This window comes from Methanoculleus sp. (assembly GCF_030019085.1).
In the GTDB taxonomy this organism is placed as follows: domain Archaea; phylum Halobacteriota; class Methanomicrobia; order Methanomicrobiales; family Methanoculleaceae; genus Methanoculleus.
The window spans coordinates 1-22,201 of record NZ_JASEFJ010000004.1 but is presented as its reverse complement, the minus strand read 5'-3'; the positions used below and the strand labels follow the sequence as shown (position 1 = coordinate 22,201).

Sequence of the window (22,201 nt, the reverse complement as noted above, 5' to 3'; positions counted from 1 at the left end):
GCGGCGCTGTCGCCCTGGCTTTTGTGTTGTTGATCATCTGGGGTCTGCGGTTCCAGGAGGATGAATCCTGATGGCGGATCTTACGACGATCGCCCTGATCGGGATTTACTTCTTTGCGCTCCTTGCTATAGGCAGCTGGGCGTCGCACAAGATCCGGAACACGGAAGACTACATCCTTGCAGGGAGGTCGCTCGGGTTCTGGATCTTCACGATCCTGGTTGTGTGCTCGATCTGCAGCGGGATGACGCTCCTTGGGGTCAGCGGGTTCGGGTATACCTCTGGCTGGCCGGGGATCTGGGAGCAGATATTTGTCCCGCTTGCTGCCTCGTTCTGTATCATCTTCTTCGGGGTGAAGCTGAACGCTGTCGGGAGGGAGCGGGGCTACATGACAGTCCAGGACTACCTGGCCGAGAGGTTCGAGAGTCCGCGGGGGATGCGGGCGCTCTCGGCGGTCTCGGGGATCCTGGTCTCGCTGATCTACCTTATCGGGCAGTATGCTGCGATCAGTATCGTGCTGGTCTGGATCTTCGGTATACCGCACTGGCAGGCGCTCCTGATCGCGGGTGTCATCATCATCGCCTACACGGTGATCGGGGGGCTGTATGCCGTCTCCTGGACGACGCTCTTCCAGGGCGGGATCCTGATCGTGGGGGTGCTCGCGATGGCGCCGTTTGTCATCAGGAGCGCCGGGGGGCTCACCCACATCAACACGGTCCTTGCCGGGATCGACCCTAACTTTGTTGAGCCCTGGTTCCCGAGTCCGGCCTACGCTTCCTATGCCTATGCGACGCCGGAGTTCCTGTTTTCGTTTGCCATCCTGCTGATGGTGGGGCTTGCGTGTGCGCCCCATGTCATCAACAACGTCCTGGCGGCGAAGGAGTCGCGATACTTCAAGTGGTCGCCGCTTGTTGCGTTTGGCATCTACGCGGTCGTGATGTTCCTTGTGAAGTTCACCGGGTTTGCGACGAGGGTGCTCGTGGAGGAGGGGAAGGCGGTCCTCCCCGATGTCGTGAACGCCCAGGATTTTGCGTTCATCGTGGGCGTGGAGTATGCGATGCCTAACATGCTGTTATGGGGCATTTTTGCGGTGATTGTGCTTGCGGCGGTGATGTCGACGACGGATCGCCTGATGCTCACCATAGGCACCTCGTTTGGCTGGGACATCTACAAGAACCTATTCCGCCCTTCGGCCTCCGAGAAGGAGGTGCTCCTGGTCTCGAAGATCGCGGTTGTCGTTGGGGCGGGCGCGACGCTTCTCATGGCCATCAACCCGCCGCAGATGCTTGCCTGGCTGATCTGGATGGGTATCGGGGTTATGCTCGCGACGTTTGCGGTCCCGCTGCTGGCCGGTCTCTACTGGAGAGGGGCGACCGGGCCGGGGGCTATCGCGAGCATGGCGACGGGGCTTGTGGCGGCGGGGGTCTTTGGCTACTGGCACAAGTTTGTCGCGCCGCTCCCGGTGCACTTCAGTTTCTTTGCGCTCCTGCTCTCGCTGCTCGCGATGGTCGTGGTGAGTCTGATCACGAGGCAGAACTCGCCGGAGACGCTCGATTGCACCCGGACGGGCTGGTTCATCCAGGGCCGGGCGGCCGCGGGTGAGGCAGAGAAGGAGTGAGAAAGGGGGTTTTACCCCATTGTTTTTTCCTGTTGAGAGCTCCTGGAGAGGAGCGGTGAAAGGGGTTTATCCTGCGGGGGTGAAGGGGGCGGAGCGGGAAGACCCCGCCCGAGAGGCGCGGGGTAGTTCACCATGGTCTCAACGCAAGTCGGTAACGTCTCTGTTTTCCTGTACCCTGTCTTCTTGCGTGATCGTTCACTCTCGCCAAATACTTTCTGCTGGGAACCCACTGCTCCGGGTCCGCGATCTGGAGCAATGTCCATCCGAATGGGTCCGATCGGTCTCTGAACAGTGTCTCTCCGCTTGGGAACGCCCCGACCACCTTGATTCTCTGTTTCATTTCTTTGTTGACCGTTTCATCATGTTCGTCGTTCTGATCCGTTTTCCGTGTCTGCCTGGATGCGCCGGGGCAGGCGGCGGAGGCTGCACTCCGGATGCCGGTGCGCCCGTCGGGGATGATCCGCCGGACCCGATTAACCCCCGTGCTGAGCAAAGACCTCAATGACCAGGTCCGGACGTTCTTCTGTGGCCGATCGAGCAGGCGATACCGAATTTCTACGCGGATGTGCTGTACTTCGGAATCCACGACGGTTTCAAGACTTCCCTCCGGAAAACCGGGGCAGGAGAAGGGTGTTCGATCCTCGTACCCGTTCCGATGCGCATTCCGCACATCGGTTCGCTCTACCCGGCAGCTTCCGCCTGGCGGAGTACCTCCGCGTGCATCGTCTGGTTGAGGAACCAGATGATGAGGGTCTTCATGCCATTTCGGCAAGATCCTTTCCAATAGGTGCTGCGGGTTCCGGGGGCTGATTCCCCCCGGGCTGCCGCTTCTGATGCTTCTTGGCCATATCCTCGTGTCGGGCCCATATCCTGGTGAGGGAGGTGCTCCCGAAAGGGAGGCCGTTTGCGTCCCCGTCCTCGTCGGCGATGAGGACCCGGCCGCCGCCATCGAGAAACGCCTGCAGGTAGCCGACCTCTTCGGGCGCGAGGATGAGGAGGGTCGCGCCGGGAGGGAGGTTGCGGACCTCCTCTGCGGCGAGTCTCGAGGTGCCGTTCCAGCCGACGTTGCAGCGGCTGTACTCCTCGGTGGTGTGGCGACGTGGGCGTAGGCCGCGCCGCCGGCGAGGAGGAGGATGAGGAGGACCGCCCAGGCCTCACGCTGCATGCTCGCCACCTCCGAGGGCTTCCTCCTCCATCGCGCGAAGTTCCTCCTCCGTGGCGGTCTCGCCGGCGTAGCGGATCCGCTCGTAGCGTTCGAAGAACCCGGCGTGATTGGTAGCGATGCGGGCGCAGTCCCGCGCGGTCTTCGTCCCCGGGATCCCGAGCCGGGCACGGAAGAGGACGGTCGCGGCTTCACGGGGCGGGAGGCCGGCGGTCTCGACCTGCGGCGGGGTCTCGTCGGGGCGCTCCGGGACCACTGCCGGCTCTGCCGCGACGGGCTCCTCCTAGGGCCGGCGCCGCCGGAGGTACCACCCGGTCCCGAGGGCGGCCGCTGCCGCCGCTACGAACGGGAGGGGGGAGAGCCCCTCGCCCCGGACCTGGACTGTTTCTGTCGGGCTCGCCGAGGCGTTCAGGGGATAGCCCGCGGCGTGGAACTCCGCCCGGAGGCTGTGCTCCCCGGCGGGGAGGACAATCTTCATCCCGTAGGTGCCGTTGTCGTCGACCCTGATGAGGACCGGGGGCGCCCGCGACCGGGAGACCTTCCGCGGTCGTGAGGTTCCCGGTGCAGGCGACGGCCGTCGCGTTCACCTCTGCGGCGGCGAGGTTGATCGTGGTGTTCTGGGACAGGACCGTAAACGTCGCGACCGTGGAATAGACCGCCCCTGCGACGGCGTAGGCGAGGTGCGGTCCGGCGAAGGTCCGGCCGACCCGGTAGAGGTAGTTATAGGTGCGGTCGTCGCCGAGGGCGGCGGTCCCGGCAGGCCGGCTGTCGACGTAGACCTCGATGGGGGTCCCCGGGGTGCCGCCGGTGTAAGTCCCGGCGATCCGGAAGGCGTCCCCGTAGCGCCCCTCGGCCGGGGCGATGGCGATAGCGAGGGGGGACGTTGTACTCTTTGTACTGATGCCGGTCTTCTCCCGCCAGTCGTCTGCGGCGTCCGCGACCTCGGCGAAGTTGTCGACGCTCTCGTGGTAGGGGGTGGCGTTCGCGCCGTAGTGTTCGGCGATCCGGGTGGTCTCCGCTTCGCGCCCGGCATAGGCGGCGAAACCTTCCTGCATCTTCCGCCGGAGGGCCTCGCCCTCGTAGACGACGGCCATGTGCTGCTCGTCGTCGCCCCGGACTTCGATCTCGAGCCTCTGTAAGTCTTCGAACCGCCGGGTGTCGTTTAAGAGGGTCGCGAGAGCCTCCTGGTTCTGCCGGTTGTTCCGCTGGAACTCGCCGATGTCGGTGCCGGAGACGTCGAGCGTGACGACCAGCCGGTCGAATTGGCGGGAGAGTTCGCTGTAGCGGGCGAGGTCGCGCTCGGCGCTCTCGTAGTCCTTGAGCCGGATCGTGAGGGCGAGGGTCCCGGTCTCGCCGAGGAGGTCGTCCATCAGGGGGACGAGGGCGTCGGCGTTCCCCGGCGACCGCTTTTCGATCGTCGCGGGTCGGCATGGGCGGCGGTCGAGATGTTCTCCGCGGTGTAGAGGATGGGGGAGGCCGCCTCTCCCGCGAGGATGATCTGCGAGGCTCTCATGCGGCAAGGATCTCCAGGATTTTTTCTGCGACGATGCAGGCGAAGAGGGCGACTCCTGCGGCGATGAGGTAGCCGGGATACCGCATGTACCGGGGCCGCGAGAACGCCCCGTCGATCAGGACGGCGACGACCAGAAGCCCGATGAGCGCGAGGACGAAGAAGACCTCGAGGTCGACCGTGCGGTTCAAGATCATGAAGAAGATGACGACGATGAGCCAGACCGCGAGCACGGCCGCCGCAGTGTATTTCTTCGCACCTGCCACCCTGATCCTTTTTCGGCTCTACGGGTGATAATTCTATTGAAATTGTGGCATTCCTGTTCCGGGCGGCTCCGTGGGGCGGCGATGATGATCGGGAGGCTCGCCGCGGGATCCGCCTACGTTAAGTTTTGTTAACGTAGAGAGGACTTTCCTCGTCTATGTTAAGTCTGCCTTATTTAACGGGGGCTGACTCGTGCAGGCCCCCCGGAGCAGAAGGCTATCTGCCGACTCCGTATCGGGCAGGCGCACCCCCCCGAAAGACCCGGTGCTTCTGGTGGGGATCTCAGTTTCCGGGGCCCGGTCGGGTCCCCTGCTCGATGATCGAGACGTAATCCGTGAACATGTACTTTTTGAACCGCTGCCTCCCGGTGATCTCCTTTAAGATGCCGATATCCTCCAGTTTCCCGATCAACTGGTATGCCGTAGGCGCGCTCACCCTGAGCACCTCCGCTGCTTCCCGCGTGGTGATGATCGGTTCATCGAAGAGTACGTACACCAGTTTTACGGCGTTCGCTCCACCGATGTCGTGCTGGAGGAGCGTATCGATGACACTATCTTTCAGGCGGATGATCTCCCGTGCCGATGCGATCGACTCGTTTGAGACCTCGATGATTCCCTGCAGGAAAAACCGGAGCCATGCCTCCCATGCTCCATCTGTCCGGATCTCGTTCAAGATCCGGTAGTACTCCTCCCGGTGTCTTTTGAAATAAATGCTCAGGTACAGGAGCGGTTTTGCAAGGATCCCTTTCCCACAGAGGTAAAATGTTATGAGCAGTCGCCCCATACGGCCGTTTCCGTCCAGGAACGGGTGAATGGTCTCGAACTGGGCGTGAATGAGAGCGATCTTGATGAGCGGCGGTATGGAGCCCTTCGCGAGGATGAAGGCTTCGAGGTCCTGCATCAGGGCTTCAACGCGTTCCGGCGGTGGCGGCACGAAGACGGCATCCCGGATCGAGGTTGCCCCTGATCGGGCTATATAATTCTGGACGGCCCGGAAGTTGCCCGGCTCCCGATCCGAACCCCGCGTCCCCTTGATCAGGATGTTGTGGATGTCCCTGATGAGATCCAGGGATATCGGAGCATTTTTGAGTCGTTCCAGCCCGCTGTCCATGGCTCGCAGGTAGTTGACGACTTCCCGGAGATCGTTGATGTTTTCCGTCGGTTTGAGGTTCGCCTCGAACTCCAGGACCCCTTTGAGCGAGGCCTCCGTCCCCTCAATCTGTGAGCTCAGCAGCGCCTCTTTCTTCATGTACATGGCGATGAACAGGTCGGGGTTGGGGAGCGTCACCGCTATGCCGTCGAGCCTTGCAAGCGCCCGGTCGGCTTCTGAGAGGAGGTATTGTAGTGTTTCATCGTACACGATCGGTGGGTCGGGTGGGAGGCTCTTTGGTATAAATGCGTTGTAGCCGCCTTTTTGGTGGACGAAACTCCCGGATCGACTCTCTTGCATGGTGCACCTGTGAGATGAGTGTTTTCTAAGTTAACTTTTGCTTACTTAGAGAGGTGGATCGTCGTCTATGTTAAGTTTTCTGTAACTATTCAGGGCACCCGATGAGCCGCCGTCGGCATGAAGGGTGTTCCCTCAAACACCCTTCTCAGTTCCGGTAATACCAGGCGATCATGCTTCTTGATCGTCGATATGAATCCTCTGACCCTGCGGAAATTCATAGCACCCTCCTCACTCCGGAATACTCCGGAGATCTTCTGTATCAGCTTCATCATCCGAAGGTCTCTCTCGGCCTGATTGTTGGTGAAGGGGATGTTGAAAAGAAGAAGATCTAATCTATCAGAGCCTTTGCCGATTGCCTCCTCGTCACCTCTTTGAGCCTGCCGTGGTTTACGCATCCCCTGGAAGAAGGTGACGACCAGCATCTGCGTGAGAATCCCGCACTCTCCGACACTACTCATCTCCTCCTTCGGTGATCTCCCAGCGGCCACCCTTCTTTGGACCTACCCGTTTGAGCTGACCTGCCCGCTTCAGTTGTTGGATCTGCCATTCAATCCCTTTGGGTGTGATGCCGATCTGCTCTGCGAGCTCATTCGTGCTGATAGATGGGTTGGCTGCGATCAGGGCCAGGATCTTATCCCTAGTTTTTTCCCTAGTTTCTTCCCTAGGTTTTTCCCTAGGTTTTTCCCTAGATTCGCCGGTACCTCTACCCTGGGCCCGGCGGATGATCGTCTGGAACCCATCACTGACGGCAAACTCCGGCTCCGGCAGCCCGGCCTCAGTACAGTGCCGGATCATGTCCCGCGTTCCCGTGCCCATCCGCTCGATGTAGCCGGTCAGGTACATCGGCTCTGCGAGGAGCGGGTTGCCCGGCACCGACCCATGGGGCTGCCGGAGTTTCTCCAGGGTCAGGGACGGCGGGAGGGTACCCGGGTTCCAGACCTCCAGGCGGTCTGCAAAGAGCATCACCTGCACGCTGCCGTTGCTGGTGTAGTCGCGGTGGGCGACCGCGTTCACGATCGCCTCCGCCACCACCACCTTCGGAATCTCATAGCGCACCGGCGCCTGCGGCCCGGCTTAGCGGGTTCCCACAGAGAGAGCGATCTTGCTCAAGACGAAGTCCACTGCCGCGTCCACGAGATCGAAGACCGTGCCCTTGTAGACCTGATAAGACGGGATCGGTTTGGCCACCTCGGTGCCGTGGAAATGGGCGCACTTGATCTCGGAGGAGATCAGGAACCGTTGCGGCTGTTTCACGAAGAGGAGGACCGCCGCGTTCGTCAGCTGCCCGCTATCAAGCAGGTTCAGGTGCTCCAGCAGTTCACGAGGAGAGGCGTCTTCGGCGAGGGGGAACCGGCGGGTCTTCCTGGCCGTGTGGATGAACCACGCCATACGCTCCGGATCCAGATGCTCTGGCGTCGCCTTCGTGCACGGGGCCGCGTCGAAGGGGCCGGAGCGGATGAGCTGCTTCTCCACCAGGTAATCGACCAGCGCTGCATAGAGGCCTGCGACCAGTTCTGAGGGGGTGTTGAACCGCTCCCGGATCAGCCCGGCCTCTGCCCTTCCGACGAGAGCACGCATCTTCGGGTGACGGGCAGCGTCGTCCGTGCCCCTAACGTAGATGAGCCGGTACTTCCCTTCGGCGGTGGCGAGGTCGAACTCCCGTTCTGTCGGCGAGACTCCTCCGGCGTTCTCGGAGCCGTAATCGTTCCCGAACAGCCCGACATAGATGTCGCAACGCCGGACTTCATCGAGGTATGCAACGTCCATGCGGCGGTCGGCAGCCGGAAGCTCCTCGAAGAGGAAGACCTCGAAGAACCGCCGCATCAGCGCGTCGCCCCGGAGGTAGTCGCGGAGAGCCGCCCGCTCGTCGGCGAACTCCTTCTGCACGCTGCTGATGAAGATCCGAACGGGGGTCATGCAGTTCCCGCGGAATTCATCGCAAATGCTCCCGAACGAGCCGGCGAATTCCGGTCTTTTCGACTGCCACGTCTGTCCTCCGTATATCTTTGGTTTCCTTCCGAGTATTTTCTTGGGTATGAAGAATAATATAACGACATATTATGCCGATGTGGTTGTTTTGCCACTACTGGAGTTTAGATTCTACTCAAACCGCATCGGTGTTAACGATTTGCACCGTATGGTGTCGGGCGATGACACGATGCCACTACATTTTCGGTTTATCAGATATCCAGTTTTTGTTAATGTGGCCTCCGTACGGCCATTCAAAATAAGAACTTTTAAAGTCCACCGTGCTTTAACCTACTCACTAGTGATTTCTTGCTATCAGAAAATTACGAGCTGCGGGATAAAGTCGACGAGAGATATGAGCAGCTTGATATCGAAGTATACTCCGATGAAATTTTTGAAGTCGTTGATCCACGAGATGGAACCAAGTGGATTTACATTGGTATACTGTTTATCCCACTCGATAAGAAAGAGTCTTGTCTAAAGATTTTAAAGAACTATCGATGTTTTAGGTATGGAGATTGGTCAGATAATGAACACGAGTGCTCACATCCATGTGGGTATCACGATAAAAACAATACAGAAGTTCACTACAAAGAGGTTCATAAATCGGATGCTAGATTTAAGATTGCATGTAAATGGATTGAATTCATATCTTCAGGTGCATGTGCGAGAGGCGATAAGAAGATTTTTTTCAACATTCTGGGTATAAATCTCACAAACTTAAAACTGGATCAGTTTGGCTCGGATTCTGATCGGATATTGACAATTTACAACCGTTTTTATAGAACGACACTACTGAGCGGACTCAAATACTTTTTCAAGGATTACAAAACTCTCGTAATTCATAAGATCTATCACGATGATGGGAGCCAAAAGAATCACAAGTATTGTTCATGGCACCCAATATATAAAATTAGCATCCAAAATGAACACATTCTAATCCTTGACGATGAGATAGAGTTCATCGATTCTGATCATAGAAAGAGCAACAGAGACGAATCACAATTCATTCAGCTCATGGATATCCTCCTTGGTGCAGTGTACACGTGTCTTCATAACGAGTCGAACAAGCATCAAAAGAAGAAACTTGGCTATTTGTTCAAATCAACTTTGGAAACACTACTTGACCGTCGGAAGCACGAATCTAGCGACGTAAAGATTGGAAGTTATTACAGAAGCAATTACCGTAGAACGTATCAAGTAGCCTTTTTTCCCAGCACAGAGATGGAAGATCAAGAATTTCAACAAAGGTTTGACTTAGATGATCTCTCCAAGGGTTTACTTCAAGCAAAGGATCTTTTCTATTATGATAGACCCGTTGTAGTGAACAACCCAGATCAAACTGATTTGTCAAGATGGCTTTAATTGCCATCTGTCCCGAGGGCTGGGAGCCCTGCTACGGGTCCTGCTACACCCACAGGATCAACAACTTCATGCTCGATCACATGCTTCACCTGACAGAGTCGGCGCTGCGAGAGGTGGGGAAGGCTCTTTGAAAGGTTCAACAATTGCCCTGCTCAGCCGGGCCTTCATCAACGACTCCGACGATGCCCGGAACACGCCGGCGGAGCCGTTCCGGGATGCGGCGCTCGCGGCCGGCGCGGAGGTCCGGGTGCACGACCCCCGGGTGGATCCAGCGACGTCGCCGGACGCCCCGTCGGGGCTCTCGCGGGATTTAGAAGGGGTTCTTTCCGGCGCGGATGCGGTGGTGGTCTTTGCCGGGCACATGGAGTACCGGGGGATCGGGCGCGGGGATAAGAACCGGCATGCGCTGCAGGAATAACACATCTTTTTTAGGCTGTGTTAAACGCAAGTTTCCCTGATCTGGGCGTTGGGGTGGTGGAAGGTGTTCGGGAAGAAACGTGAACTCAAAGATCTCGGGATCGCGGAAGAGGTCCTGACCAGCACCGATCCTGCTATACGCGATCGTCGGGGGATCCCTTACGGCTGGTTCCTTTTGATTTCCTGGCCTCATCGAGAATTGATCTGATCCCCTGCTTGAGGGCCGGGAGATCATCGCGTATGGTCAGGAACACGGCTTCGTAATCCACACCGAAGTAATGGTGGACGATCTTATCTCGTGTTCCAGCTGCCTCCCTCCAGGGGATCTCCGGGTGATTGTCACGCAACTCCGGCGAGACCATCTTTGCCGCCTCGCCGACAATGGTTAGCATGCGCTCGATCCCGGCGCGTTCCAGCCGTCGATCCCTGAGATCTTCCACCGACGAGATCCCACGGGAAAACTCCTCGATGCTGATTATGGCGTCAAGGATGTGACGGAGATACGCGAGGTCTTCCGGCGTCATAGATCACCACAGCATCACGGTAGATTGAATCGGCAAGATAGGGGCTCACGGCATTCTCGGTGACGAGGTCCACCTTCATGCGGAGCGCCCGGGTGAGTTCATCCTCGATGCGGATGAGCGAAAAGAGGCTTTTTTTGCGGGCGAAACGGACCAGGATATCGATATCGCTTGCCGGGCCGGCATTCCCCCGTGCATACGAGCCGAAGATCGCGATCCATTCGGCATCGTTTTTGGTGAGTATCGCGACGATAGTCTCACATATCGTCCTGGTTAATGTGTGTCCTGCCATTTCGACCGTACCTGTATGCTGGTTGGTATGACGCTCACCACGTATCAGTCTTTTGAAGGATGATGCGGCTCGTCGGGGAGCGTGAGTGATGAGGTTCTCGTCAACCATCCTCCCTTTTGTCGCGGGCATGATGCCGTAGGTGGCACCATGCAGGGATAGCCAGGCGAGGTGAACGTGTATTGGACCATGGCAGGGGTCGACTCCTCTCCTGACGAGAAGGGGGGCATCCGCGGCCGGACAGGCGCTTTTCCGCCGAGGTTTCTGAATATAATCCTTACGGTTAGCCATTTTGTGTTCCCCGCCCAACTGTCCCGCGGGAGGGGTACCAGGATGACCGAAGAGAAGACCACCCGGGAGCCCGGTCTTGCGAGACGAACCGGGACGTGAAGTGGATCTGCAAGATGCTCGCGCGGATGGCGGGGCAGGACGCGATGGTTCGTGAGTGCGACTGCCGTCCCGGCAGGAGTTCGAGCACCGGAGGTGCGACTCGCTGCAAAGAATGAGAGCCGGCTCCGGGCGCTGGAGAGGTGGCGGGCGGAGAAGGCCGGAGAAGAGCGGAGGGTTTCCACGATCGGCGCCGGGGCGGGCGGGGTGGTGGCGGTGATTGTGAGGGTGATTGGTGGGGGGTGAGGACAACGAAAAAGCGTTCAAGATGATTTTGGAGAAGAAGTTCAGTTCAGAACAACAAATTGTATAATAGGGGATAGTGGGGCCCCCTAAGGTGCTTGAACGGCCAAAAACTCGCACAGTCCAGCCTCTCCTGGAAGGTTGTGTTCGGATTTTTAACCGGTTAAGTCTGTGACGATGCAGTTTTGCAAGAGCTTTAGGGCGCAGAAGCAGGGACTTATTGACTAATCTGACAGGTCCACAGGCATCCAGTCACGACGCATCAGTTTGTTTAAAATGATACACTTCATAGTATATTACTCATGAGTGTCTTCATCGACCGGGACCGTGAACTCTCCCACCTCCATGAGCGGTACAGGAGTGACAAAGCAGAATTCGTCGTGCTCTATGGCCGGCGGCGGGTCGGAAAAAGCGAACTTATCGACCAGTTCCTCCGTACCGCTACTGGAATACACCTGGTCGCACGGGAAGAGTCGAAACACCTGCAGCTCCGGAAATTTTCTGCAGACCTGAGCGCCTATTTCAAAGACCCGTTTCTTCAGAAAACCGGTTTTTCTGACTGGGACAGTTTTTTCGAGTATCTCATCCAGCACGCAGATGACCGTATCGTGGTCGCTATCGATGAATTCCCCTACCTGATCAAGGAGGACCCCTCGCTTCCCTCGATGCTTCAGGAATACTGGGACCGGCGCCTGAAGGAGACCCGGATCTATCTCATCCTGTCGGGATCGAGCATATCGATGATGGAGTCGGCGACCATGGAGTATGGGAGCCCTCTTTTTGGCAGGAGGACAGGGCAGATTCTCCTGCAGCCCCTCCGGTTCATCCATGTTCTCGAATATCTCGGGGACATGAAGAAGGCAGTTGAGTTCTATGCTGTCTTTGGAGGGACACCGGCATACATCATGGCCGTAGATCCGGAACGGGACATCATGAAGAACATCGAGGAGAAGGTGATGCGAGAAGATTCGTTTCTCTTCAGGGACGTGGAGTTCGTGCTCAGGGCCGAACTTGTCGAACCGAGGTACTACTTCTCCATCCTATTCTCTCTTGCAGGAGGAAACCACCGGATCGGCCTCATCTGCAATGATACCGGCCTTTCCAAGAGTGTCGTCAACAAGTACCTCTCGATCCTTATTGACCTGAAGCTGGTGCACCGGCGCATTCCCGTGACTGAAGGCCACAGGAGCAGAAAGGGGCTCTACTTCCTCTCAGACAACTTCTTCGACTTCTGGTTTTCTTTCGTCAACCCCCATCTTGAGATGCTCGAACGCGGCAACGCCCCGCTGGTTGTGGACCAGTATGTACGGCCGCAATTTGCGCGGTATGTCGGAAAGCACTTCGAGGAGATGGTGATGGATCTCCTCGTTCATATCAACGGAGATGGTTTCCTGCCGTTTGTATTCACCAGGATCGGGAGCTGGTGGCACCGTGGGGAGGAGATCGATATCGTCTGCCTCGCTGAGAACCCGCACCGGATCCTCTTCTGCGAGTGCAAATGGCAGGATGGGGTCGATGCCGCAGAGGTCTTTGCGGGGCTGCGGCGGAAGGCACCGCTCGTCTCCTGGCACAACGACAGGCGGAGCGAGTACTTCTGTGTCGTTGCGCGGTCGTTCTCGCGCAGGGCCGATGGGGAGGGGATCTCTCTCGACCTCGATGATTGTGCGGCGCTCATGGACTGTGGGCGGAGAGCCAGAGAGTGAGGTTTCCCCGCCCCGATTGGATGGGGCCTCCTGCCACGTTGAGGTGAAGCGCCGGTAAGGCGTAATAAGGGTTATTGTATCCACATAATGTGGAGTATATTCGGCGGTTGGAGTACAATACCTTCTTCGTGCGCTCCATCGTCACCGGCGGTGCCGGCCCGGGATCAAACCTTGCAGTGACCCTGGCAGGGCACCACGACGTCATCATCATCGACAACCTCGCCACCGGGCGGCGGGTGAAGATCGAGCACCCCCGGGTGACGGTTGTCGAGGCGAGCATCACCGACCTTGATCTTTTAATGGAGACCTTCCCGGGTGCGGACGGAATCTTTCACCAGGCAGCGATCCCCTCGGTGACGAGGCGAACGTGACCGGCACGGTGAGCGTGCTCGTGGCGGCGAAGGATTGCGGGGTGCCTGCTGCAGTGTGTTGAAGAAGCAATGGTGTCTTTGTGAGCGTCTCCATACCTGCCTGGTCAAGGGAGGCGAGGTTCTCCTCCACCTCCAGATCTGGAGAAGTTCACTCTGCTGGTAACAGGTCTGCTCCGGATGGTTCTACACTCTCATCGGAATTCATCTGTTGATCAATGATGTACCGGAAATCAGATCGCGTAGATTATCACCGGGCACAGCAGAACATGGATTGATGAACAGTTACTGACCGGGCGTCCTCCCCGACCCCTCCGTCCGGACCCTCAATGATATGCGATGCGTGCTGGCCAACCCGGACCACAGAGCCGGAGCGAAAACCCTAACATACCCGGACTTCAATAGCAGCGTAATTATTCCCCATCGCTTAAACGGTAAAATGACAAACACCCACATCTGGAGACACACTATGACCAGAATTGAAGGGATCAGAGCAGACACCCACTTCAAGGACACTGAGTTTCTCTCGCGAATCCAGGATCGCGGCTGCATAAATCCCTCCGATCCGGCATGGTGTGAGGGCGAGTCTCATGGATGACCTCCCTGCTCTTCTTGCCCGCTTCGAAGGGCGGCGGATCGACTTTAAGGAGGAAGTGAGCAGCAATCTCTACAAACTCCTCTCCGCCTTCGCCAATACCGCCGGTGGTACGGTTATTCTTGGTGTCAGAGACAGGGACCACGCCGTCACCGGCATCGATCTCAGGAACAACACAATCAAAGTCCTTGCAGACAGCATAACCACCAGGCTCGGCATCCACACGATCATTGAGACCCACGAGATCGATGGGAAGCACGTTCTTACCATTTTCGTTGAGCAGGGCCGCGTCCCGGTCGCCTATGACGGGCGGTATTACACCCGCGTCGGTGACACCACACGCGAGATGTTTCCCGACGAGCTCCGGGAATACTTCCAGCAAAGCATCGAATGGGACGGCATTACCGGGCCATACACATCCGACCAGATCGACGAGGAGACGGTCAGGCGTTTCCTTGCCCTGGCAAAGGCGGCAGGCCGCCTCACCACGATCGAACCCGATGAACCGATCGATAGCGTTCTCCGGCGTCTTGATCTCATCAGGGGCGGGCAGATCAGGAATGGAGCTCTCATCCTCTTTGGCAGAGACCCGCAGAAGTACTTCCCCAACAGCAACATCAGGATCGGCAGGTTCAGGCGGGCTGACATCATCATCGGCGATCATGAGATCCGGGGAAACCTCTTTTCTCAGTTCGATGAGGCCGAGCGGATCATCAAGAGTTACATTGGCGTCAGGTATGACATATCTGAGAAAGCGATGCAGGAGTCCTTCCAGAGGAAGGAAGTCTGGGACTACCCGCTCCCGGCCATCCGCGAGGCCCTGCTGAACGCCCTCATCCACCGCGACTACTTCAACAACACAGTCCAGACCCAGGTCAGGATCTTCGACGACCATATTCGCTTCCACAACCCCGGCCGCCTCCCCGAAGGCATCACCCTCGAGACAATCCTTAAGGAGCACTACTCCTATCACCGCAATCCAAAGATTGCCGAGATCTTCTACCGGGCCGGGCTCGTCGAGCGCTATGGATCCGGGATCGAGCGGATGATCAATGTGCTCAATGCGGCGAGCCTGCCGTTGCCGGAGATCATCAGCACACCGCTTGGATTCACACTCACCATGCGCAAAGATCCATTCACAGAGGAGTATCTGCAGGAACTCGGGTTGAACAAGCGGCAGGTTGCTGCTATCTCCTTCCTGCGAGTTCATGGCACCATCACCAACAGCCAGTACCAGGAGCTCAACGCCGTCGCCGCAAGGACCGCGGTGAACGATTTAAACGATCTTGTCAGGAAGCGCATCGCTGAACGGAGAGGCCGATCGCGGCGCGACACCCACTATATTCTCGCTCCTGGCGGGGGAGGGGAACAGGGAGACGATGCGCGATAAATGCGTGATGATGCGCGATAAATGCGTGATACCCTCCGTTCCATTTTTCTCCGCGGGCGAGGACGCGATGCTCCGTCAGGAATGACCGTCCGCAGGATGCGATGTTCCAACGAAATGCGACGGGCCAGGGGGCCGGAGCAGGAGCACCGGAGGTGCGATAACCGAGAGTGAGAGCGGTCGACTCTACAATCAATGTAACTTCTGCTGGAGGCACGATCTCAACCAGCCGCCTCCTCTATCGCTTTCTCCGGCAGCGGCAGACGTTCAGCAGTAGAATCAATAGAGTTGCCGGTATACCCCAGGATTCTCAGTATGACGTGGTGGGAAAGGGTGCGATACGCAAGGGTGAAAGAATCTCCAGATCTTTCCCGGTGGAAACCATGCATATACCCATCGCCCAGCCTTCCCTCGGGAACGAGGAAAATAATGCCTTTCTCGCTGTTCTTGCCTCGGGCATGATCCCCCAGGGCCCGGAGACCGTTGCGTTTGAGGAAGAGTTTGCTGCATACTGTGGTGTCCCCCCGCGCCGTCGCCACAAACAACGGGACTGCCGCCCTCCACGTGGCGCTGCTCGCCGCCGGGATAGGACCGGGCGACGAGGTGGTCTTCCCGGCCCATCCCAGGACCAAAAAGAACCTTGATGCTCACGGGATCAACCTTGCGGAGAACGTCAGCGTTGTTGAACCGCTCCCCTACTTCGATATGCTCACCCTCCTTGCCGGCGCTCAGGCGATCCTGACCGACTCCGGCGGCGTCCAGAAGGAGGCCTACATCCTCGAGGTGCCGTGCGTGACCCTGCGGGAGAACACCGAGTGGGTCGAGACCCTGGAGGGCGGCTGGAACGTCTTTGTGGGTGCGGACCCGGACCGGATCGTCGCCGAGGCAGAGCGGGGCGGAGGGCGGCCGGTACGCAGCCCGGTTCGGCGACGGGCGTGCTGCAGAGAGGATCGCGGCGATCATCAGAGAATGTGAATGCAGACGGTGAACGTGCCGGGTATCGAGCACGTCTACGGCTTTCAGCGGGACTCCCCCAATCGGGGTATACGATCTCAACCGGGGGGTCCCGCTCAGGGATGAGGAACCAGGGCCTGAGCACCTGCTGCCAAAGATCACCGGTGCGGGGAAGTCCTCCTCTGCACCACCGATTGTTCGAAGGTCGCCGGGTGCGATGCAGTGACCCTCGCGATCCAGACACCGTTTAAGGACAAGAAGGACCTCCTCCCTGACTTCACACCCCTGATCAAGGGGCTCCGGAACGTCGGCCGGCACGACCGCCGGGATGGCCCGGGAGATCCTGGAGGCCGAGTCCGGGCTCGTCGCCGAGAAGGACTTTGCCCTGGCGCACGCCCCCGAGCGGGTGATGGTCGGCCGGCTCCTCCGGAACATCCGCGAGCACGACAGGATCGTCGGCGGGATCAACGATGTGTCCACGGCTCGTGCCGTGGAGCTCTACTCCCCGGTCCTCACCGCCGGCACGGTGATCCCGATGACCGGCGACCGCGGCCGAGGTGACGAAGACCGCCGAAAACACCTTCCGCGACCTCCAGATCGCGGCCATCAACCAGCTCGCCCTCTACTGCGAGGCGATGGGGATCAACGTCTACGCTTGTCCGGGCCGGGGTGGCGTCGCTGAAGGGCGAGGGGATCACCCGGGCGATCCTCTGGCCGGGGGCCGGGGTCGGCGGCCACTGCCTCACGAAGGACACCTACCACCTGGAGCGGGGGGTGCAGGTGCTCGGCGGCGATCTCGACTGGCCCGAGGGCCGGGAGTCCCTCTTCACCCTCGCCCGCGGGATCAACGACTTCATGCCCGAGCACATGCTCCGGCTGACAGAGTCGGCGCTCGCACAGGCGGGGAAGGGTCTCGCGGGTTCGAAGGTTGCCCTCCTCGGCTGGGCTTTCATCAATGACTCGGACGACGCGACGAACACGCCGGCGGAGCCGTTCTTTGAGATGGCGAAGGCGGCCGGCGCGGAGGTCCGGGTGCACGACCCCTGGGTGGACCCGGCGACGTCGCCGGACGCGCCGCCCGGTTTGTCGCGGGACCTTGCGGAGGTGCTTGCCGGCGCGGACGCGGTGGTGGTCTTTGCCGGGCACAAGGAGTACCGGGGGCTCGAGCCAGCGGGGGTGAAGGGGTTGTGCGGGTCTCTCCACCCGGCGGTCGTGGATGGGAGGAACGTCGTGGACCCGGATGCGTGGATTGCCGGTGGCTTCGCCTACCGCGGGATCGGCCGGGGTGGCAGGAACGGGCATGCATTAAGGGAATAACACCCCGTTCCCTCTCATTCTACCGATCTGAGGAGAGCCTTTTTCCACCCGGGCAGATTCGGTCTCCGTCAACCCTGCTACCGGGTCGCCATTCAGCGTTGAATGCCCGGGGGGGCTCTGGATCGAGCTGACCCCCACCTTATGGTGCCATAGGCTACCCGCCACGGGAGGGATTGGTTGCCGGGTGAGATCACTTGCCACGAGGAGGAAGTGTGTTGAGACCTTCACCGTCGATTTCTCCCCGACGCACTTCGGATCGCCTCCTCCGGGTCATCCGCAAGAGCGGTCCGGGGTTCGGCCGCGTGCTCACACTATCAGGTATTCCATCTCCAGCAGTTTGTGATAATCCATATACATATGGATCGGATCGGTGGATCTTCGGGTTGCTCGTTTGAACCCGAATTTCTCGTAGAATCCCACGGATTCCTGTTTTGAATCCACGGTGATGATCCTGCACCCGACATATTTTGATATATTCATGGTGAGCGCCAGAACCTCACCGAGCATCAGAAACCCGATACCGATCCGTTGATATTTTGAGGAGGTTGCCAGTCGGGCGATCTTGAGAGCTGGGTATTTTCGGTAAGGATACCCTCGTTTCCCGTCCTCCGGGGCTACCTGCTTGACATCGATGCAGTCGGCGACGAGGGTGAAAAATCCGACCAATTCAGAGTCGATATACGCAAGGTGAGTTACCGACAGCCGCTCTTCCTGATATTCCCTCGAATCCTCGATCAAGAACTCATCCAGATCGGCATGACCAAACCTGAAGGCTGATACATCAAGGTCCCTGGATAGTGGTAAAAAATGGAGTTCGGGGAGAGGCATATCTTCACAGGCGCTGATCTTGCGCTCTGTGCGCCGCAAACCGGATCAGTTTCCGCGCGTCGTCGGTATAGGTGGGCCTCTCCATGTACTCATGGAAACGCCGGGCATCTTCGCCCTCAAGGGTAAGCCCGAGTTCGATTGGTTTTGCCATTGTTACTCCACCTCAGGATATGATATAATAATCGTGGCTACCACAAATAGGTTTCGTCAGGCTCCCGGGTTAACCCTCTCCGAGCTCCCGGATCCGCTCATCACCCCGGAGATGCAGGGGGTCTTTGCATCGGTGAATATCCTTGATAGGGTTGTGCAGAGAGACCGTCGCGCCGTCGGCGAGCGCCCGGATCTCGACCACGCCTCCAGTGGGGGCGAGGTACTCGATTGCTCGGCGGCGATCCCCCGCTTGACCTCATCGAGGTATCGGCCAGCGGCGCCGGGCAGCCGCAGACCTGCTCGAAGATGCTCCGGTAGACGGCGAGCTGAGTGTGGTCGTGGTGGCAGTTGATGCAGGCCAAGACGACCTGCCCGGGCTCCTCCCGGGCCATGGAAAAGATCCGGCGGACGGTGGTGGTCTTCCCGGTCCCCGGCGGCCCGCGGAGGACGGCGTTCCGGGGGCCGGCGCCCTGGAGGAGGAAGGCGAGTTCCTGGCGTCGCGGTGGTGGAGGTGGTCGGGCATGTAGGCGAAGTCGAAGACGTCGGGGTCGTGGAAAAGGGTCTGGTCGCTACGGAGAAGAGGTAAATGTGTCATAGGAGAGACTGTAGAGGAGGGTACTGTTAAAAGAGAACCGTGCGCGCGTTGAAAGTGAGGGAGGGGCGGTCCCCTGATGCCGGCTGTCCGCAATTGTCCGGATACTGCTACCGGGATCTGTGCCTGATCCTCTGATGTTCGGCAGTTTTGCTCGTTGGGTATGGGTTTTATCCTTTTCTCTCAGTCCGGGTTCTGTCCGGGATTGTCCGCAATTGTCCGCAATGACCGGAATGATGGATTGAGCACATATCGCCGCAGTCGCCCCTCCCGTTTCACGGCAATGACACCCATTTCGGCAAGAGCGGAGAGATCGCGTCGGGCAGTTCGGGCGGTGCATCCGTAGATGTTTCCGTACTCTTCTGTCGATATGGAGGGATGTATCTTGAGGTGCTCTATAACTCCGCGCTGACGCTCATTCAGCAGTTCCGGACGCTCTAGAAGTTCATTAAGCACCGAGCCAGTAAAGGTAACGATGAAATCGCTGCCAGCTTCCTGGAATTGCGGTTCCGGGAGGCCGTCTCGTTTGCACGCGGCGATCATGCTGAGCGTGCCTGAACCCCACTGTTCGATATACCCGGCAAGGAACAGGAGTCTCGCGATGGTTTTGTTTCGTGGACGCGAAGCATGCTCGACTCTCAGGAGATCGACCGTGATGCCGTCCGGCAGTTTGCCCGGATTCCAGATCTGTAACCTGTTATCGAAGAACCGGATCTGGACGTTGCCCGAGGCGGCATAGTCACGATGGCAGACAGCGTTGATCACCGCTTCCCGCAGGGCATCCAGTGGGTACTCCCGGTGCTCCTCCCGCTGCATCTTTCCCGGGGCAACCCACGCTGCTTTCTGGACAGTTTCATCGATGAACCGGCCGGCCTCTTCGATAACCTGATCTATTCTGCCACGCAAAACCCTCATGTTAAGGTAAGTGCTTGAGATCTCTTCGCCTTTGAACCTGGCGCAACGGACCTCCGACTGGACGAAAAAACGTTGAGGGTCTTTTCCGAAGAAGAGCATAGCAGCATTGGTCGGCACTCCTCTGCTGAGCACGCCAAGTTTATCAAGCGCCTTCTCGACAGGGATTGCCGGATCGCCATCGAACCTCCGCGCGCGCTGCGTCCGTTCAAGAAACGCCCTGACCGAGGCAGCATCGATGTCATTGAGATCTCCGCCCCTGCAGGGCTGATCATCCCAGGGAACTGCATGATCGTTGAGGATCATTCGTTTCAGTTCGTCCGGGGGCATGACGCGGTTCTCTGTCCCCACCCGCATGTACGCGATGCCGTCAAGGAAGTATGGCTTGTTCATCCCCTCGGGAACCGCGATGACGATCAGGGACTTCCCCCCTTCTTCCATAACGCGGATGTCCGGCGAAGTCTCCGGCTTTATCCGGGAGGTGATCTGCTGTGAGATCTTGCGGAGCGAGTGGTCGGTAGGATCAACGCCTACGACGGCTCCGGAATTCGTTCTGCCGAACGAAATGATGCCCCCGTGGTGGTTGAGAAACCCGCAGACCGATTTGAGCGCCGGCTCAAGAAGGGAGAGGGATTTTTTGAACTCCATCGTGTCGGATTCGTGGATGGCCATGCAACTGCTGCCCCGCAATAATTATTCTTTGCAGTACCATAAGGTTCTCTCCCTTTTGCGTGTTGCCATTCACACAGCCTATGGATACAACCCTGGAATCGCGTTCCTCTCAACGACTCCGGATACACGTTGTCAGGGTGAACGTTTTTCCCGGGTCTGTTTCAGCGGTCAGTCACCGTCATATCGGCCAGAAAGGAGTGTTCCGGCTCAATACTCTCACGATGGATGAATTACCAGTTATCCAATGAGTGAGTCCATCCAAAAAAAGAGCGGGGGGGAAGAGTCCCCCTCACGCCAGGGCGGGCACGGCGTCCGCCCAGGTCTCGACCGCGGTCCGGACGGCGTCGTCCTGGTAGGACGAGATCCGGACGCTCGTGCGGGTGAAGGTGACGTAGTAGTCGTCACCCGACGGGTCGTGGCACCTGAGCTGGGCGTAGTAGGTCTCGCCGGCGAAGTTCCGCTCGGCATCCCCGCCCATCGCCGTTGCCAGGGTCGCGTTCGCGAGAGCCTCCGCGGCGTTCGCCTCGAACGCGGCGATCGTCGGGGACTGCAGGGAGACGGTCCCGACCTTCTTGCCCTCGCCGTCGACGAAGTTCACCTTCGCGGTGTAGTGCTCGCGGTTCCGGACGACGGCGGGAACGGCTTCGCCGCCGGCATCGGTATACCCGACGCACCCGAAGGGGTTGTCGTCGACGACGGACTGGACGAGGGTGTTAAACGACGTTACGTCGGCGATCGGGACGGCGAGGTCCCGGATTGCCGTCCTGTTCACGGTCTTCTGCACGAAGTCTGCCATGGTTGGTTCTCCTCACGGCACAACACTCTTGGTCGTGCCTGGCAGGAAGACGCGAAGCGCCTTCCGTGGCACGGTGCAACCATTTCGGTTGTGCCTGATAGGAAGATGCGGAGCATCTTCCGTGCCTGCATGGTCCCGGGAATATGACAGACGATTATAGGGTATACCCGGGAGAAGGTATCAGCCTGACTTTATCGGGAAGACTGAAAGAACCACGCCGGAAGAATACCCATACTGTGTGAGCCGAGAGGGCAGGCTTCCCGTGGACTGGCGGTCAAGAAGGTTTTTGTGTGTATGAGATAGAGTTGATCCACAAGGGAAGAGCGTGGGTCACAACAGGGAGGATATCATCGGGTTGGTAAGCCGGGATTCAGTCATCATCTCGCATCATGCCCCGGGTCAGAATGTTTGAGCGCAACATCTCCACCGATGATCTCTTCTCAGCCATCAAGGTCAGCGAGATCATCGAATCGTATCCCGACGATGAGCCCTGTCCCTCCCTGCTCATGCTCGGATTTATCCTGCGGGGGTGAAGGGGGCGGAGCGGGAAGACCCCCCCTTCAGGGGGGGGGATGAAAGCAGAGCCACCCTTCGTCACACAATTGCCAGAAACTATACCTTATTGTAAGAACAAATAACACTTATATGCTCCGAGCCTACAAGTATCGGATGTATCCATCGAGAGAGCAGGTTACGCTCCTTATGCAACACATCCATGCCTGTCGGTTTGTGTATAA

At 58.6% G+C, this 22,201-nt stretch carries 25 protein-coding genes and 3 pseudogenes; 13 read left to right on the top strand and 15 right to left on the bottom strand.

Features of this window, described 5'->3' with window-relative positions; all coding sequences use genetic code 11:
• The first annotated feature begins 70 nt into the window (after positions 1 to 70).
• Positions 71 to 1,615: a sodium:solute symporter gene (locus QMC91_RS03225; protein WP_300235277.1), complete on the top strand. Its 1,545-nt coding sequence runs from the start codon at positions 71 to 73 to the stop codon at positions 1,613 to 1,615.
• Between the two features lie 833 nt (positions 1,616 to 2,448).
• On the top strand, positions 2,449 to 2,724 hold the full coding sequence (locus QMC91_RS03220; RefSeq protein WP_300235274.1) for a hypothetical protein: 276 nt from the start codon (positions 2,449 to 2,451) through the stop codon (positions 2,722 to 2,724).
• Positions 2,725 to 2,769: 45 nt separating this feature from the next.
• Here QMC91_RS03220 and QMC91_RS03215 read toward each other — a convergent pair whose 3' ends face one another.
• From QMC91_RS03215 to QMC91_RS03185, 7 genes and pseudogenes are all read right to left on the bottom strand, one after another.
• On the bottom strand, positions 2,770 to 3,033 hold the full coding sequence (locus QMC91_RS03215; RefSeq protein ID WP_300235271.1) for a hypothetical protein: 264 nt from the start codon (positions 3,031 to 3,033) through the stop codon (positions 2,770 to 2,772).
• Positions 2,969 to 4,297: a hypothetical protein gene (locus QMC91_RS03210; protein WP_300235268.1), complete on the bottom strand. Its 1,329-nt coding sequence runs from the start codon at positions 4,295 to 4,297 to the stop codon at positions 2,969 to 2,971. Before QMC91_RS03210 ends, QMC91_RS03215 begins: the two co-directional genes overlap by 65 nt.
• Entirely contained in the window at positions 4,287 to 4,553 is a 267-nt protein-coding gene (locus QMC91_RS03205) for a hypothetical protein (RefSeq protein WP_300235266.1), read from the bottom strand. Before QMC91_RS03205 ends, QMC91_RS03210 begins: the two co-directional genes overlap by 11 nt.
• Positions 4,554 to 4,833: 280 nt before the next feature.
• Positions 4,834 to 6,000: a Fic family protein gene (locus QMC91_RS03200; protein ID WP_300235263.1), complete on the bottom strand. Its 1,167-nt coding sequence runs from the start codon at positions 5,998 to 6,000 to the stop codon at positions 4,834 to 4,836.
• 89 nt (positions 6,001 to 6,089) lie between these two features.
• A pseudogene (locus QMC91_RS03195) lies at positions 6,090 to 6,311 on the bottom strand (transposase); the annotation flags it as partial.
• A gap of 139 nt (positions 6,312 to 6,450) precedes the next feature.
• Entirely contained in the window at positions 6,451 to 7,056 is a 606-nt protein-coding gene (locus QMC91_RS03190) for an ATP-binding protein (RefSeq protein ID WP_300235261.1), read from the bottom strand.
• Between the two features lie 18 nt (positions 7,057 to 7,074).
• Complete coding sequence (locus tag QMC91_RS03185; protein ID WP_300235258.1) at positions 7,075 to 7,917, bottom strand: DUF4062 domain-containing protein; 843 nt, start codon at positions 7,915 to 7,917, stop codon at positions 7,075 to 7,077.
• 360 nt (positions 7,918 to 8,277) lie between these two features.
• On the opposite strand from QMC91_RS03185, the gene QMC91_RS03180 reads away from it, so the two are divergent.
• The 3 genes from QMC91_RS03180 to QMC91_RS03170 are packed head-to-tail and all read left to right on the top strand — an operon-like array spanning position 8,278 to position 9,751.
• Positions 8,278 to 9,333 (top strand): hypothetical protein, encoded by a 1,056-nt coding sequence (locus QMC91_RS03180; RefSeq protein WP_300235255.1) that lies wholly within the window; start codon positions 8,278 to 8,280, stop codon positions 9,331 to 9,333.
• Positions 9,324 to 9,464: a hypothetical protein gene (locus QMC91_RS03175; protein ID WP_300235252.1), complete on the top strand. Its 141-nt coding sequence runs from the start codon at positions 9,324 to 9,326 to the stop codon at positions 9,462 to 9,464. Before QMC91_RS03180 ends, QMC91_RS03175 begins: the two co-directional genes overlap by 10 nt.
• A complete protein-coding gene (locus QMC91_RS03170; RefSeq protein WP_300235249.1) occupies positions 9,461 to 9,751 on the top strand; it encodes a UDP-glucose/GDP-mannose dehydrogenase family protein in 291 nt (96 codons plus the stop codon). Before QMC91_RS03175 ends, QMC91_RS03170 begins: the two co-directional genes overlap by 4 nt.
• Positions 9,752 to 9,884: 133 nt before the next feature.
• On the opposite strand, the gene QMC91_RS03165 is transcribed toward QMC91_RS03170, so the two are convergent.
• A complete protein-coding gene (locus QMC91_RS03165) occupies positions 9,885 to 10,274 on the bottom strand; it encodes a DUF86 domain-containing protein (protein ID WP_300235246.1) in 390 nt (129 codons plus the stop codon).
• Positions 10,234 to 10,851, bottom strand: a complete 618-nt coding sequence (locus QMC91_RS03160) for a nucleotidyltransferase family protein (RefSeq protein WP_300235243.1) — start codon at positions 10,849 to 10,851, stop codon at positions 10,234 to 10,236. The genes QMC91_RS03165 and QMC91_RS03160 overlap by 41 nt, the downstream gene beginning before the upstream one ends.
• 150 nt (positions 10,852 to 11,001) lie before the next feature.
• Between QMC91_RS03160 and QMC91_RS03155 the strand changes: the two genes are divergently transcribed.
• From QMC91_RS03155 to QMC91_RS09970, 6 genes and pseudogenes are all read left to right on the top strand, one after another.
• Entirely contained in the window at positions 11,002 to 11,193 is a 192-nt protein-coding gene (locus QMC91_RS03155; RefSeq protein ID WP_300235240.1) for a hypothetical protein, read from the top strand.
• Between the two features lie 299 nt (positions 11,194 to 11,492).
• Complete coding sequence (locus QMC91_RS03150) at positions 11,493 to 12,893, top strand: ATP-binding protein (protein ID WP_300235237.1); 1,401 nt, start codon at positions 11,493 to 11,495, stop codon at positions 12,891 to 12,893.
• A gap of 107 nt (positions 12,894 to 13,000) precedes the next feature.
• The gene (locus QMC91_RS03145; RefSeq protein WP_300235234.1) at positions 13,001 to 13,264 is read left to right on the top strand and encodes an NAD-dependent epimerase/dehydratase family protein; all 264 of its coding nucleotides are present in this window, start codon (positions 13,001 to 13,003) and stop codon (positions 13,262 to 13,264) included.
• 587 nt (positions 13,265 to 13,851) lie between these two features.
• On the top strand, positions 13,852 to 15,246 hold the full coding sequence (locus tag QMC91_RS03140) for an ATP-binding protein (RefSeq protein ID WP_300235231.1): 1,395 nt from the start codon (positions 13,852 to 13,854) through the stop codon (positions 15,244 to 15,246).
• A gap of 498 nt (positions 15,247 to 15,744) precedes the next feature.
• A complete protein-coding gene (locus QMC91_RS03135; protein ID WP_300235228.1) occupies positions 15,745 to 16,218 on the top strand; it encodes a UDP-N-acetylglucosamine 2-epimerase in 474 nt (157 codons plus the stop codon).
• 27 nt (positions 16,219 to 16,245) lie between these two features.
• Positions 16,246 to 17,514: pseudogene (locus QMC91_RS09970) on the top strand (nucleotide sugar dehydrogenase); the annotation flags it as partial.
• A gap of 306 nt (positions 17,515 to 17,820) precedes the next feature.
• Here the strand turns inward: QMC91_RS09970 and QMC91_RS03120 are convergent.
• The 6 genes and pseudogenes from QMC91_RS03120 to QMC91_RS03095 all read right to left on the bottom strand — a co-directional run bounded on the left by QMC91_RS03120 (position 17,821) and on the right by QMC91_RS03095 (position 21,464).
• Positions 17,821 to 18,342, bottom strand: a complete 522-nt coding sequence (locus QMC91_RS03120; RefSeq protein ID WP_300235219.1) for a GNAT family N-acetyltransferase — start codon at positions 18,340 to 18,342, stop codon at positions 17,821 to 17,823.
• Positions 18,343 to 18,346: 4 nt separating this feature from the next.
• Positions 18,347 to 18,493 (bottom strand): hypothetical protein, encoded by a 147-nt coding sequence (locus QMC91_RS03115; RefSeq protein WP_300235216.1) that lies wholly within the window; start codon positions 18,491 to 18,493, stop codon positions 18,347 to 18,349.
• 69 nt (positions 18,494 to 18,562) lie between these two features.
• Entirely contained in the window at positions 18,563 to 18,694 is a 132-nt protein-coding gene (locus tag QMC91_RS03110) for a hypothetical protein (protein WP_300235213.1), read from the bottom strand.
• A 151-nt stretch (positions 18,695 to 18,845) separates the two neighbouring features.
• Positions 18,846 to 18,893: pseudogene (locus QMC91_RS09965) on the bottom strand (hypothetical protein); the annotation flags it as partial.
• 374 nt (positions 18,894 to 19,267) lie between these two features.
• A complete protein-coding gene (locus tag QMC91_RS03100; RefSeq protein ID WP_300235208.1) occupies positions 19,268 to 20,668 on the bottom strand; it encodes an ATP-binding protein in 1,401 nt (466 codons plus the stop codon).
• Between the two features lie 289 nt (positions 20,669 to 20,957).
• Positions 20,958 to 21,464: a hypothetical protein gene (locus tag QMC91_RS03095; protein ID WP_300235205.1), complete on the bottom strand. Its 507-nt coding sequence runs from the start codon at positions 21,462 to 21,464 to the stop codon at positions 20,958 to 20,960.
• A gap of 389 nt (positions 21,465 to 21,853) precedes the next feature.
• Between QMC91_RS03095 and QMC91_RS03090 the strand changes: the two genes are divergently transcribed.
• Together QMC91_RS03090 and QMC91_RS03085 are read left to right on the top strand one after the other, a co-directional pair.
• Positions 21,854 to 21,997, top strand: coding sequence for a DUF4258 domain-containing protein (locus QMC91_RS03090; RefSeq protein WP_300235202.1), 144 nt, complete (start codon positions 21,854 to 21,856; stop codon positions 21,995 to 21,997).
• A gap of 112 nt (positions 21,998 to 22,109) precedes the next feature.
• Positions 22,110 to 22,201 (top strand): helix-turn-helix domain-containing protein (locus QMC91_RS03085; RefSeq protein WP_300235518.1); only part of this gene is annotated, 92 nt, incomplete at its 3' end.